16 protein-coding genes are annotated in these 14284 nt (G+C 31.7%); 13 read left to right on the top strand and 3 right to left on the bottom strand.

The window, feature by feature from the left end; genetic code table 11:
* The first annotated feature begins 1 nt into the window (after position 1).
* The 13 genes from ABXT55_RS06725 (at position 2) to atpC (ending at position 12311) form a co-directional block, all read left to right on the top strand.
* Positions 2–1702, top strand: a complete 1701-nt coding sequence (locus ABXT55_RS06725; RefSeq protein ID WP_415284543.1) for a GspE/PulE family protein — start codon at positions 2–4, stop codon at positions 1700–1702.
* Positions 1702–2934, top strand: a complete 1233-nt coding sequence (locus ABXT55_RS06720) for a type II secretion system F family protein (RefSeq protein ID WP_415284542.1) — start codon at positions 1702–1704, stop codon at positions 2932–2934. Before ABXT55_RS06725 ends, ABXT55_RS06720 begins: the two co-directional genes overlap by 1 nt.
* Before the next feature lie 84 nt (positions 2935–3018).
* Complete coding sequence (locus ABXT55_RS06715) at positions 3019–3492, top strand: type II secretion system protein (RefSeq protein ID WP_415284541.1); 474 nt, start codon at positions 3019–3021, stop codon at positions 3490–3492.
* Positions 3493–3508: 16 nt separating this feature from the next.
* On the top strand, positions 3509–3940 hold the full coding sequence (locus tag ABXT55_RS06710) for a type IV pilin protein (protein WP_415284540.1): 432 nt from the start codon (positions 3509–3511) through the stop codon (positions 3938–3940).
* A gap of 6 nt (positions 3941–3946) precedes the next feature.
* On the top strand, positions 3947–4381 hold the full coding sequence (locus ABXT55_RS06705) for a type IV pilin protein (protein ID WP_415284539.1): 435 nt from the start codon (positions 3947–3949) through the stop codon (positions 4379–4381).
* Between the two features lie 39 nt (positions 4382–4420).
* Positions 4421–4885: a type IV pilin protein gene (locus ABXT55_RS06700; RefSeq protein ID WP_415284538.1), complete on the top strand. Its 465-nt coding sequence runs from the start codon at positions 4421–4423 to the stop codon at positions 4883–4885.
* A complete protein-coding gene (locus tag ABXT55_RS06695; protein WP_415284537.1) occupies positions 4875–5366 on the top strand; it encodes a type IV pilin protein in 492 nt (163 codons plus the stop codon). The genes ABXT55_RS06700 and ABXT55_RS06695 overlap by 11 nt, the downstream gene beginning before the upstream one ends.
* 93 nt (positions 5367–5459) lie before the next feature.
* Positions 5460–7415: a primosomal protein N' gene (priA, locus tag ABXT55_RS06690; protein WP_415284536.1), complete on the top strand. Its 1956-nt coding sequence runs from the start codon at positions 5460–5462 to the stop codon at positions 7413–7415.
* Positions 7416–7525: 110 nt separating this feature from the next.
* Positions 7526–8083, top strand: a complete 558-nt coding sequence (gene atpH / locus ABXT55_RS06685) for an ATP synthase F1 subunit delta (protein WP_415284535.1) — start codon at positions 7526–7528, stop codon at positions 8081–8083.
* Entirely contained in the window at positions 8084–9619 is a 1536-nt protein-coding gene (gene atpA / locus ABXT55_RS06680) for a F0F1 ATP synthase subunit alpha (RefSeq protein ID WP_271564825.1), read from the top strand.
* Positions 9620–9622: 3 nt separating this feature from the next.
* Entirely contained in the window at positions 9623–10498 is an 876-nt protein-coding gene (locus tag ABXT55_RS06675) for a F0F1 ATP synthase subunit gamma (protein ID WP_415284534.1), read from the top strand.
* Positions 10499–10500: 2 nt separating this feature from the next.
* The gene (gene atpD / locus ABXT55_RS06670) at positions 10501–11919 is read left to right on the top strand and encodes a F0F1 ATP synthase subunit beta (protein ID WP_415271708.1); all 1419 of its coding nucleotides are present in this window, start codon (positions 10501–10503) and stop codon (positions 11917–11919) included.
* On the top strand, positions 11919–12311 hold the full coding sequence (gene atpC, locus ABXT55_RS06665) for an ATP synthase F1 subunit epsilon (protein WP_415284533.1): 393 nt from the start codon (positions 11919–11921) through the stop codon (positions 12309–12311). Before atpD ends, atpC begins: the two co-directional genes overlap by 1 nt.
* On the opposite strand, the gene ABXT55_RS06660 is transcribed toward atpC, so the two are convergent.
* The 3 genes from ABXT55_RS06660 to rsfS are packed head-to-tail and all read right to left on the bottom strand — an operon-like array spanning position 12304 to position 14267.
* Entirely contained in the window at positions 12304–12780 is a 477-nt protein-coding gene (locus tag ABXT55_RS06660) for an RNA pyrophosphohydrolase (RefSeq protein WP_415284532.1), read from the bottom strand. The two genes, atpC and ABXT55_RS06660, sit on opposite strands and share 8 nt — an antisense overlap.
* Entirely contained in the window at positions 12781–13920 is a 1140-nt protein-coding gene (locus tag ABXT55_RS06655) for a S41 family peptidase (RefSeq protein WP_415284531.1), read from the bottom strand. It abuts the gene before it with no gap.
* Positions 13917–14267 (bottom strand): ribosome silencing factor, encoded by a 351-nt coding sequence (gene rsfS, locus ABXT55_RS06650; protein ID WP_415284530.1) that lies wholly within the window; start codon positions 14265–14267, stop codon positions 13917–13919. The genes ABXT55_RS06655 and rsfS overlap by 4 nt, the downstream gene beginning before the upstream one ends.
* Positions 14268–14284: the final 17 nt, after the last annotated feature.

Here is a 14284-nt window from a genome sequence, read left to right as displayed (position 1 = left end):
GATGAGTAAAACTAAATTAGATGCCACTAGTGAACAAAATATTTTAAATATGTTAATGGAGAGCTCATCCATTTCAAATGAGCAAATGACCAAGATTAATAATACAAGTGCTGAAATTGGAAAAACAAAATTAGAAACTGCATTTGAGTTAAATTTTGCTGATGAAGATAAAATATTACAAGTTTTATCAGCCAATTATTCATTACCAATTATAGATTTAAAAAAAACTGTAATAGATCCAAAGATTAAAAAGATTATTGATATTAGATATATTGAAGATAATTCACTTGTTCCATTTGAAATGGGTAATGGAGTTTTAAAAATTGCAATAGCTGATGCATCAAAATTAAGTTTAATGAAAAATTTAAAAACAATGACAAAGATGGAGCCTGAGTTATACGCAGCATCCATAAGTAATATAAATTCTTTTATTGAAAGATTTACAAGAAATGAAACTAAAAAAATATCAGCTACAAATGTCAAAGTTGAAAAAGCTGAAAGAACTGATGAAGAGCTTGTTGAAGTTGGATCTGAGGTAATAAATTTTGGAAATAAATTAATTACCGAAGCTATTAATTTGGGAGCAAGTGATATTCATATAGAATCTTTTAGAGACAGTGCACAAACAAGATTTAGAGTGGATGGTATTTTAAAAGTAATGGATAAGTACTCTAAGTTTTTACATGAAAACTATGATGCGGTTATTGCAAGAGTTAAGATAATTAGTAAACTTGATATTGCTGAAAGAAGAAAGCCACAAGATGGAGCCTCAACTTTTAAATCTGAAACAAAAGAAATCGATTTGAGGGTTTCAATTTTACCAACAAAAAATCGAGAACGTGTTGTAATGCGTATATTAAATAAAGATGCAGGAGACAAAGCTTTAAGTGATCTTGGCTTTGAGGCAAAAGATTTAGAAAAATTGATTAAAGCTATTTCATCACCTCAGGGAATGGTGCTTGTTACTGGTCCAACAGGTAGTGGTAAAACAACAACTCTTTATAGTGTTTTAAAACATATTAATAAGCCAGGTATGAATATTTTAACAGCAGAAGACCCTGTTGAATATGAAATGGAAGGTATTGGCCAAGTTCAAGTTAAAGAGTCGATTGGTTACACTTTTGAAGAAGCTTTAAGGTCTTTCTTGCGTCAAGACCCAGAAGTAATTTTAGTAGGAGAGATTAGAGATAAAGCAACAGTGGATATTGCATTAAAAGCAGCCCTTACAGGTCACTTAGTATTTAGTACACTTCACACCAATGATGCACCAAGTTCCATTACTCGTCTATTAAACATGGGAACTCCAAATTATTTAATATCTGCAGCATTAACACTAATTATGGCTCAACGTTTAGCCCGAAAAACTTGCTTAGATTGCCGTGTTATTGATGAAAATATTACTCCAAAACTCTTAAACTCTGTTGGGTTTTTACCAGAACAATCTGCAAGAGCTAAAATTTATAAAGGGGGTGGCTGTGATAATTGTAATGGCTCTGGTTATAAGGGAAGAATGGGAATTTATGAAATTTTAGAAATTGAAAGTGAGTTGAAGGCTGGAATTTTATCTAATCTTCAACAAAATGAATTAAATGCCATAGCAAAAAAAAATGGCTTTAGAACCATGCAAGACATGGGGCAAGAAATGTTATTAAGTGGTGACCTATCATTTGCTGAGTATGAAAGAGTTTTACAATCTAACTAATGTTAAATTTTGAATATAAAGGAATATCTCTTGGTAAATATGTAGAGGGTGAAATTCAAGCCTTAAATAATGCAGAGGCAGCACACAAACTTAAAGAAAAAAAAGTTATTATCACAAAGTTAAAAGAAGCCAAAAAAAAGAAAGCAGTCACTAAAAAAGAAAAAACGTCAATTAGTTTTGGTACAGGTATAAAACCGCAGGAAATTTTAATTTTTTGTAAACAGTTTGCAACTATGCTTAGAGCAGGACTGCCAGTATTGAACACTTTAGAGATGTTAGAAGGTCAGACATCAAGACCTCCTATGAAGAAAGTTATTGCAACTATTAAAAAAGATTTAGAATCTGGAAATGCGCTCTCAAAATGTTTTGAAAAACATACAAAAATTTTTGATACAGTAGTTGTTAATTTAATTAAAGCAGGTGAAGCTAGTGGTAAGCTTGATACGTTTTTACAAAAAATTGTAATTAATTTAGAGAAAAGAGAAAAAATTAAATCACAAATTAAAAGTGCTTTATTTTATCCAGGTGTTTTATTTTCAGTTGCAGTACTAGTTACAGTTTTTATGTTAATGAATGTTGTGCCAACTTTTGTAAATATGTATGAAGGCATGGGTATGGCGGATGATCTACCAACGCCTACAGCTGTTATCATGGCTATGAGTGAATTTGTTCGTTCATCAGGTGGTTTTTTTCTTCTTGTTTTTATAATCTCTTTTGTTTTTGGTTTAAAATTTTTAATTAGAAAAAATTATGAAGTAAGAAAAAATTGGCATCGTCTTGTAATGAAACTTCCTATTTTTGGAAATTTAATTCAAAAATCAATTTTAGCAAAAGTATCCTTGGTTTTAGGAAACCTTAACCAAGCAGGTGTAGATTTAATTGAAAGTATAGATATTGCAAAATCAGTAACTGACAATGTAATTGTTGTTGAAGCTTTAGAAAATATTAAGAAAGGGGTTTTTTCAGGTGAAAGTTTAACGGACTTGTTTAATAAAGAAAAAATATTCCCCCCAACTTTTAGTCAATTAATATCGGTTGGTGAGCAAACAGGGAGCTTAGATGAAATGTTTGGTTCTATTGCAATATACTATGAAGAAGAGTTTGATGTTGCAGTTGCTAACCTTGCAAGCTTAATTGAGCCCATAATGATCGTATTTATGGGGATTACTATAGGTGGCCTAATGTTAGCCATGTATGCTCCAATATTCAATGTTGGCGCCATTATTGGGTAATTGATGACTTTTCTACACTTATAAAATTTATTGACCTTTTAGTATAATCTAAATACCATTAATTAAAATATTAAAGGGGATTTAATGAAAAAAATTAAAAACAAAGGTTTTACACTAATTGAATTGCTAGTTGTTGTAGCAATCATTGGAATTCTAGCAGCAGTAGGTGTTGTTGCTTATAACGGTTATACAGCAAGTGCCAAAAAAGGTGCAACAAAATCAAATCACGCGAACGTAGTTAAGTATGTAGCTAATGAACTTCAAAAATGTAGTTTAGATTCTACAGCGGTAATGGACTATCAAGGTTCATTTAAACTAACTTGTACTAATAGAACAAATGCAAATGCAGTTGCTACAGCAGTAGCCGCAGCGCTAGCTGATTTTAAAAATCCTCACGCAACTACAACTAAAGCAGTGTATTCTGCAAGTGCACATGGTTCTTGTACTACAACTAACCAGGGTAAAACTCATGTTACTAACACATCAACAGTAGTTACAATTACCTCTTGTACAGCAAGTGCTGAGACAGTTCTAAAAAATACAGTTGGAATTGAATAACAAATAATATTTTATAATGAGGCAACACAGTCGAGGGTTTACTTTAATAGAACTCTTGGTTGTAGTTGCTATTATCGGAATTCTTTCAGCGGTAGGTGTTGTCTCTTATAGCGGCTATAAAAGTGCAGCTGAACTTAAAAAAATGTATCTTAACACAGAGATACTTTTATTGGCTCAGCAAGAGTATAAATCTAACACTGGATATTATGCTTATCCATCTGAAGTTTGCTACACAGAATCTACTTGCAGAACGTTTACCAATGACCTATTCGGTGGAACAGATGTCCTTTCAGGAGGGCAATGGTCTTATGCTATTGGAGGAAGTAAATATCAATATTGGTTACAAATTCAAACACATGGAATACCTGGTTCAAAAAATGAAAACTGTTGGTACAATTGGTACATTCATTCTGGAGTAAAACAATGGACTTCAGGATGTCCCAAGTAAAGTTAGATGAAAACTAAAGCCTTCACCCTAATAGAACTTTTAGTCGTTGTAGCAATCATAGGAATTCTAGCTGCTGTAGGTGTTGTTGCTTATAATGGGTATACAAGTTCAGCTAAGATTTCAGCGACGAAAAAAATACACAAACAAACAGTTGACTATATTTCATCTGAAATTCTAAAATGCAAATTAGGCGCATCTAAATTTATGGAAAATAAAAATTGTCCAGAAAATTCTGTTAAGGCATCTCAAGGTGCAATTGCAAATTTGAAAGATAAAAATCCATTTGATCTAAAATTAGATGCCTTACATAATGCTAATACTTATACACTTGGTATGATAGGGGTAAACTCCAGTGGAACAGATGTTACCGTTAAGACTTGTTTTATAAAGTGGTGTCCTCCTGAAGGTCAAATAAGTGACATTATAAAGGTTTATAAATGAAAAAAAAATTCACTCTTTATTTTTATGTTAGAGTTTAATATGAAACGAAATGGTTTTACGCTAATCGAACTTTTAGTTGTTGTCGCAATCATCGGTATCCTCGCTGCTGTAGGTGTGGTTGCTTATAATGGGTATACGAGTGCTGCGAAAAAAACTGTTGTTAAGCAAAAACACGTTCAAACTGTCAAATATATTGCTGAAGAATATTTTTCAAAATGTATTTTGGGTCTTAATGATGGTATGGCATTTGGGGCTGCATCTCCAAATTGTGCCCCTATTCAGGGAGGGAGTGGAGCTGCAACACTAATAAGTGAAATGACACTTCATGATAAGGACAAAAATATTTACAATCCAAGTGAAAAAGCGGTACGTGTTGGCCTAAATTATGTATTAGGACAAATAACTCTCGTAAGCAATGGTAGAGTTGTAACAATCAAATCTTGTATGGCTAACCCTTGTTCTGGTGATAATGTAATACTTAATACTTACACAATTGAAAACTAGAGCCTTCACCCTAATAGAACTTTTAGTCGTTGTAGCAATCATTGGTATCCTTGCTGCAGTAGGTGTGGTTGCTTATAATGGGTATACAGCTCAAGCTAAAGACAAAACACTTAAAGCAAATCATAAGATTGTTTTAAATTTTCTCATGGCTAAAGCTATGGAGTGTGAGCTTGGCAATGAAATACTTTTTAAAGATGCCTCAGGAAATAAAGTTATTTATAGTTGCAGCTCTAATAATAAGTCAGATTTTGCAAATAAACTAAAAACTCACGTAAATAACAATATTTGTAAAAACGTATATAGAAAAAATAGAGGATGCATGGAGCTTACAGGCGGGTATATAGAAGAAGCGATTGCAGTAGATATCAATACAGGTCGTGATAAATGTGCAATTTATGTAAGGACCTATGTTAGCAAGGATCTAAACCCTTCTCCTTGGGAGTTTGGTGGAACATTGTTTAAATTACCAGCATGGTGTTGATAAATAAAAAAAGCTCTCACTCGACTGTTTTCTTGATTGCATAACTTAAAAAAATAACAATACACACCTGTAGTTTTTTTATATTATGGAGATATGAAAGTTCCAATTCTTATTCCAAATATATTTAATCATCCATTTACCTACAATTCAGATTTAAATTTAAAGGTTGGAGACTATGTAGTAGTGCCTTTTGGAAAGTCAGAAGTTACTGGAGTTGTATGGGATGATTTTGAAAAAAAAACAAACAAAAATTTTGCAATTAAAACAGTTTTAAGAAAATTAGATGTTCCATCTTTAAAGAAAAATATAATTAAATTCTTAAATTGGTTTTCTGAATACAATATGACCCCTAAAGGTATGGCATTAAAGTTATTATTATTAAGTAGTGGTGCCATAGAAAAGTTATCAATTGAAGCTTATGAGCCATTCAAAATTGACATCAAAGAAAATGAAATAAAACTTTCTAAAGAGCAAAAAGATTCATTAAAAAAAATGAATGTATCTAATCAAAAATTTAGAGTGCATGTTTTGCAGGGTACGACGGGCTCTGGCAAAACGATGGTTTATTTTCAAGCTTTAAAAGAGATAATTAGCAAGGGTTTTCAAGGGTTAATTCTATTACCAGAAATTGGATTAACAGGACAATTTCAAAATAAATTTATAGAATTTTTTGGATTCAATCCTGCTGTGTGGCACTCAGGTATTACAAAAAAAAATAAAGAAATTATTTGGAGTGGAATAGCAAATGATAAAATTAAAGTTGTAATTGGTGCTCGATCCTCATTGTTTTTACCTTTTAAAAAGCTGGGACTAATTATTGTGGATGAGGAACATGATCAATCTTATAAACAAGATGAGGGAGTAACTTACAATGCGAGAGACATGGCAATTTCTAGAGCATCCTTTGAAAATATTCCAATTAATTTAATAACAGCCGTCCCCTCTATTGAAACCTATGACAATATTAAAAAAGGCAAATATAGTTTATCAAAACTTGATCAAAGATATTTAAATGCATCTTTACCAAAATATGAAATAATTAATCTTAATAATTCAAAGTTAGAATCTCAATCTTGGATATCAAAAGATACAATTGAGAAAGTAAAATTGCATCTTGCAAAAAAAGACCAAGTATTATTTTTTTTAAATAGAAGAGGGTTTTCACCCCATGTATTATGTAAAAAATGTTTTACTAGTTATTCATGTCCAAATTGTTCAATAAATTTGGTTTATCACAAAAACAAACAAAATTTATTATGTCACTACTGTGGATACAAAGCGTTACTAAACAGAAACTGCTCGAAAGAAGGAAAATGCGATTTTATTTTTAGTGGGCCTGGAGTTGAAAGGATATCTGAAGAAATAAAAAAAATTTTTCCTACCAAGGAAACAACTATATTTTCTAGTGATACAATGAATAAAAAAAGTTCAGCAGATATTTTGGAAAAAATTATAGATAATAAAATTCAAATTTTAATTGGAACTCAATTAATTTCTAAAGGATTCCACTTTCCATGTTTAAATTGTATTATTGTTGTTGATATCGACTTATCATCACAAGGTCATGACTTACGGGGTGCAGAAAAGAATTTACAGTTATATCACCAACTTTCAGGTAGAGCAGGAAGAACAGGAAAGCCAGCAACTGTTTATTTTCAAACTTATAATTTAGATACTAAAATGATAACAGACATTACAAATAAAGATCCTGATATTTTTTTAGATAAAGAGCTTGAAATTAGAAGGGAAAATAATCTTCCACCGTTTCAGAGATTTATTGCTTTAATAATTACTGGAAGCAATGAAAGAGAACTTGAACAAGTGGCTTATAAGTTTAAAGTTTTTATAGAAAGTGCTGTCGAAGGTAGAGTTCTTGGCCCTGTGAATGCACCTATATTTAGATTAAAAAGAAAGTTCAGAGTAAGACTTTTGATCAGAGGTAGAAAATCTCTAAAAGTACAGAATTCACTAGCCAAAATCATTGAAAAATTCAAATTTCCTACTGGAATGAAACTAACAGTTGATGTTGATCCAATAAACTTCAATTAACTGTCAAAAAATAACACTTTTAGACAATGTGTGACTTGAAGAGAATAGGGTCATATGTTAATTAAAACGGAAATTTAATAAATCTTCAAATATTTATAAGGAACAATAAATTGAGCAAAAATAAAGGTTTTTCCGAAACATCAGCATCCAGATATTCCCTGGCACTTTATGAATTAGCAATAGAAGCTAATAATTTAAGTGAGATCGAGGTTCATTCTGCCTCAATTATTAATTTAATTGCTTCAAGTGAAGATTTTAAATCTTTAATTAAGGATCCAACAAATAACAAAGAAGACCAATTGAATGCTCTAAGCAAAATTTCAGAACAATATAAATTGAATGTATTATTAACAAAATTTTTAAGTTTCTTAATATCTAAAAGAAGATTTTTTTATGTGGATAAAATTCTAAAAAGCTTTGTTGAGACATGTTCAGTCAAAAGAGGTGAATTAAAAGCAGAATTAACTTCTGCAAAAGATCTTACTGAAAATGAGATTAACAACATAAAAGAAGAATTGACTAAAAACTTTAGTTCAAAAATAAAATTAAACTACAAACACGACGCAAGTTTAATTGGGGGTTTGATTGTGCAAGTTGGAAGCACAATGGTGGACACTTCCATTAAAAATAAATTACAACAAATCGAAAATAGGATGATAGAGGCATAAATGGATATAAACCCATCAGAAGTAACAAAGATATTAAAAGAACAAATTAAAAAATTTGGCGATAAAGCAGAAGTGACTGAGGTTGGTCAAGTTTTGTCAGTAGGAGATGGTATTGCTAGAGTATATGGATTAGACAATGTTCAGGCTGGAGAGATGGTAGAATTTTCTGACGGATCAAAAGGAATGGCTCTAAACTTAGAAAGTGAAAATGTTGGAGTTGTAATTTTTGGAGATGACAGAAAAATTAAAGAAGGTGATGTTGTTAAAAGAACAGGAAGTATTGTTGATGCACCTGTTGGAAAAGAATTACTAGGAAGAGTTGTTGATGGATTGGGAAATCCAATCGACGGTAAAGGTGCTTTAGATAAAGCAACTAAAAGAAGTAGAGTTGAGGTAAAAGCTCCTGGAATTATTCCAAGACAATCTGTTAGTGAACCAATGCAAACAGGCTTAAAATCAATTGACAGTCTAGTTCCAGTTGGAAGAGGACAGCGTGAATTAATTATTGGTGATAGGCAAACTGGAAAAACTGCAGTTGCTATCGATGCGATCATTAACCAGAAAAAAATAAATGAATCTGGTGATGAAAAGCAAAAACTTTATTGTATTTATGTCGCTATAGGTCAAAAAAGATCTACAGTTAGACAAATTCAAAAAACTTTAGAAGAAGCTGGTGCAATGGAGTATACAACAATTGTAGCTGCTACTGCTTCAGACGCAGCACCACTTCAGTTTTTAGCACCATATACAGGCTGTACTATGGGTGAATACTATAGAGATAATGGTATGCATGCATTAATCATTTATGATGATTTATCTAAACAGGCTGTAGCTTATAGACAAATGTCACTTTTATTAAGAAGACCTCCGGGAAGAGAAGCTTATCCAGGAGATGTGTTTTATTTACACAGCAGATTACTTGAGAGAGCAGCCAAGCTTAGTGATGAGCATGGTGGAGGTTCATTAACCGCTCTTCCAATAATTGAAACGCAAGGTGGAGACGTATCTGCTTTTATTCCTACTAACGTTATATCAATTACAGATGGTCAAATATTTCTTGAAACAGAATTATTTAACCAAGGAATTAGACCAGCGATTAATGTAGGTCTATCAGTTTCTAGAGTTGGATCTGCAGCACAAACAAAAGCAATGAAAAAAGTTTCTGGTTCAATGAAGCTGGAGCTTGCTCAATATAGAGAAATGGCTGCCTTTGCACAATTTGGATCTGATTTAGATGCTTCAACACAAAAACTTTTAAACAGAGGTTCAAAACTAACTGAACTTTTAAAACAAAAACAATATTCTCCTATGACAGTTGCTGAGCAAGTAATTTCAGTTTTCTGTGGGGTTAAAGGTTATTTGGATGATGTAGAACTTAAAGATATTGCTGAGTTTGAGTCTAAGATTATTGAAAAATGTAAATCTGAAAAACCAGAAATTTTAGAATCTGTTTTAAGCTCAGGTAAACTTGAAGAGGATACTGAAAAATCATTAGTTGAAACTATCATGGAACTTAAGAAGAACTTTAATTCTTAAAATATGGCAACACTAGACGACTTAAAAAAAAGAATAGCGAGTGTAAAGTCTACACAAAAAATTACCAAAGCCATGAAAATGGTTGCGGCTGCTAAACTTAGAAGAGCACAAGAAAATGCTGAAAAGGGAAGACCTTATTCAGAAAAAATGAATAACATTATTCTTAATTTATCTAGTGGTATTTCTGATAAGGAAAATGCACCTAAGCTCCTTTCTGGAACAGGTAAAGATAAGGTACATTTATGTATTGTGTTAACATCTGACCGTGGTCTATGTGGTGGTTTTAATACAAATATTATTAAAAAAGCTAAAGCATATTTTAAAAAAATATCTGATGAGGGAAAAACTTTAAAGATCATAACTGTTGGATCTAAGGGATATGATCAATTAAAAAGAGTTTACAAAGATGATATTGTAGAGAGAATATCTTTTAAAGATTCAAAAACTATCAATTATCTGGATGCTGAAAAAGTAGGAAAAATGATAATTGAAAACTTTGAAAAAAAAGAATTTGATGTGTGTACAATTTTTTATAACAAATTTAAAAATGTAATCACTCAAATACCTCAAGAACAACAAATAATTCCTTTAAAGACATCTGAAGCAGAAGAAAATTCTTCTGAGGATAATTATGAATTTGAACCAGATGAAGATGAAATTTTAAGCAATTTATTGCCTAAAAATATATCTACTCAGATTTTTAAAGCGATGTTAGAAAATTCAGCTAGCGAACAGGGTTCAAGAATGAGTGCAATGGATAGTGCAACTCGAAACGCAGGTGAAATGGTTGACAAGCTTACTATTGAGTATAATAGAAGTCGTCAAGCAGCTATTACAAAAGAACTAATTGAAATCATATCAGGAGCGGAAAGTTTATAATTATGAGCAAAGGAAAAATCACACAGATCATTGGAGCAGTAGTAGACGTAAAATTTGATGGAGAATTACCAGAAATTTTATCAGCATTAGAATGTAAAAATGGAGACAACAGATTAGTTTTAGAAGTTGCTCAGCACCTTGGCGAGTCAAGTGTTAGAACAATTGCAATGGATGCCACTGAAGGATTAAAAAGAGGAGATGAAGTAACGGCAACAGGTGCTCCCATTCAAGTTCCAGTTGGTCCAGAAACTTTAGGAAGAATTATAAATGTAATAGGTGAACCTATTGATGAAAAAGGTGAAGTTAAAACAAAAGAGAAATGGCCAATTCATAGAGCTGCACCTGAATTTAGCGATCAATCAACAGAAACAGAAATTCTAGTTACAGGAATTAAGGTAGTTGATCTATTAGCACCATATGCCAAAGGAGGAAAAATTGGTTTATTTGGAGGTGCGGGTGTTGGTAAGACAGTACTTATTATGGAATTAATTAATAATGTAGCAAAAGCCCATGGTGGATTTTCCGTGTTTGCTGGTGTTGGTGAAAGAACTAGAGAGGGAAATGATCTTTATCACGAAATGATAGATTCAGGCGTTATTAAGCCAGAAGGCCCAGGATCAAAAGCTGCACTAGTGTATGGTCAAATGAATGAACCCCCAGGGGCTAGAGCAAGAGTTGCCTTAACAGGTCTAACTGTAGCTGAGTATTTTAGAGACCAAGAAGGACAAGATGTATTATTCTTCGTTGATAACATCTTTAGATTTACTCAAGCAGGTTCAGAGGTTTCTGCCTTATTAGGAAGAATTCCTTCAGCTGTTGGATATCAGCCTACACTTGCAACAGACATGGGTAATCTTCAAGAAAGAATTACAACAACTAACAAAGGTTCTATTACATCTGTACAAGCGATTTATGTGCCAGCAGATGACTTAACTGACCCGGCGCCTGCTACATCTTTTGCTCACTTAGATGCAACAACTGTATTGTCTAGACAAATAGCTGAAATTGGAATTTATCCAGCAGTAGATCCTCTAGATTCTACTTCTAGAATTTTAGATCCTAGAATAGTTGGAGATGAGCATTATAGAGTTGCCAGAGAAGTGCAAAAAATTCTACAAACTTACAAATCACTACAAGATATTATTGCGATTTTAGGAATGGACGAATTATCTGAAGAAGATAAATTAACCGTAGCTAGAGCTAGAAGAATTCAAAGATTTTTATCACAACCTTTCTTTGTTGCCGAAGTCTTTACTGGTTCTCCAGGAAAATTAGTAGATTTAGAATCTACAATTAAAGGTTTTGCTGCAATATGTAATGGTGAGTATGATCATTTACCAGAAGCTGCATTTTATATGGTGGGTACAATTGAAGAAGCTATAGAAAAAGCAGAAAAAATGGCGAAAGATGCTGCCGCATAATGAGTGAAGAGTTCAAAATAGAAATCGTAAACCCAGAAAAATCTTTTCTTTCAAAAGAAGATGTAACAGAAGTTGTTGTGCCTGCTTTTGAGGGAGAAATGGGGATTTTAAAGGACCATATCTCAATTATTTCATTTTTAAAACCAGGTATTATTAAAATCTTTTCTAAATCAGGAGAAGACAATTATTACGTTGAGGATGGAATTGTTGAATTTAAGAATAATAATTTATCAGTTCTAACAAGTTCTATTTTTAATATTAAAGATATTGATAAAGATAAGATTAGCGAACTACTTGCTCAAGCAGAAGAAAATTCAAAAAATAGCGACATTACAGATCAAAATAAATACTTAGTTGATCAAAAAATTGATGTGCTAAAAGCTCTTAATTAAGAATTTCTTTTACTTTTTCTTTAACATCTTTGTAAACATGTAGCTTAAAGTTTACAACTAGGTCAGTTATATTTTCAAGATCAATCCATTTCCATTCACAAAATTCAGGATTTTTAGTTTTAATATTAATCTCATTATCTTGTCCTAAAAATCTCATTATAAACCACTTTTGTTCCTGACCTCTATATTTACCTTTCCAAATTATACCTAATAAGTTCTTTGGCAATTCATAAGAAATTAATCCATCACACTCTTTAATTAGTTCAACATTTTTTATACTAGTTTCCTCTTCTAGTTCTCTGTAAGCAGCAGTTAAATAGTTCTCACCCTTATCAACACCACCTTGGGGCATCTGCCAAAAATTTTTTTGATTATCAATTCTTTTTGCAACAAAAACTTTATTATCTTTGTTTAGAACAACAATTCCAACTCCATTTCTAAGAGGTAAATTTACTTTATTGTCCGACATTTATCCGTTGAGTAATTTTATTGCAAAATTTAATTGATTATCAGTTTCAGAATTAAATTTAAAATCATCTGAACCTTCTGCAACTTCTATATCAGGGGTTACACCTACTTCAGAAATAGATTTTCCTGAAGGGAGATAGTATTTTGCAATTGTTAATCTAATAGCACCTCTATTTTTTAAAGGGATTATTGATTGTACTGAACCTTTTCCATAACTATTTTCTCCAAGTATAATAGCTCTTTTATGATCTTTTAATGCACCAGCTACTATCTCTGATGCTGATGCTGATCCATAGTTAATAAGTATAATTAGTGTTTTTCCATTTGTTAGATCACCTTTTTTAGCGAACCATTTTCGATTTTCCGAGGTTTGTCGACTTCTGGTTGATACAATTTCACCATTTTCTAAAAAAAAGTCTGAAATTTTAATTGCTTGAGAAAGTAAACCACCAGGGTTATTTCTCAAATCCAAGATATATCCTTTTAGATCTTTATTTTTATTTAATTTATTAATCTTTTCTTTAATTTGTTCACTACTATTTTCGTTAAAGGAGGTTAGTCTTATATAGCCAATATTATTATCTATAAGTTCAGATTTTACAGATTGAACCTGAATAACCTCTCTCGTTATATTAAAAATTAATGCTTTTTTTACACCTCTTCTTCTAACTGTTATTTCAATACTCGATCCAATAGGCCCCCTCATTAAGTCTACTGCTTCCATTAATGATTTACCTTGAACCTGAGTGTTATTAATTTTAACAATATAATCACCAGCTTTTAATCCTGCTTTTGATGCTGGAGTATTATCTATTGGTGATATTACTTTCACAACACCTGCTTCCATACCAACTTCAATACCAAGTCCACCAAATTCTCCACTAGTTTCAGTTTGCATACCCTCAAAACTTTCAGGTGTCATATATGCAGAATAAGGATCGAGTGATTGCAATAAACCATTTATGGCAGAATCCATACTTTTTGATTGATCTACTTCATCAACATATTCTTTGCTAATTTTTTCAAGCACCTCACCAAACAAATCAATTTTTTTATATATGTCGGTGTTTTCAGAAGAACTTTTTTGAAAAGTAAATAATAGTATTATAAAAAAAAGAAAAAACTTTTTATTCAAAATCATATCATCACTTTTTCTTTAGGAATAATTTCTGACCATATTTTTTCTAATTCATAAAATTTTCTTTTATCTGGATGAAATATGTGAACAATCAAGTCTATACCATCAACTAATTTCCAATCCATACTTTCTTTTCCTTCAATCTTAGAATTTCTTACTCCATTGGTCTTTAATTTTTCTAACACCATTTCAGATAAAGATTGAATATGTCTAGAAGAAGTTCCACTTGCTATAATCATATAGTCAGCCATTGAGCTTTTATTCTTAAGATCTATTGAGATAACATCGAGGGCTTTATTAGAATCTAGAGTTTTTAGAATTAAATTTTTAAGGTCTACGTTTTTTTCCATTAATAGGTTTAACCTTA

The sequence above is a fragment of the Candidatus Pelagibacter sp. Uisw_130 genome (assembly GCF_047722505.1).
Classification (GTDB): domain Bacteria; phylum Pseudomonadota; class Alphaproteobacteria; order Pelagibacterales; family Pelagibacteraceae; genus Pelagibacter.
Note: the sequence above shows the minus strand (reverse complement) of the source record. Positions and strands in the feature narration are given on the sequence as shown.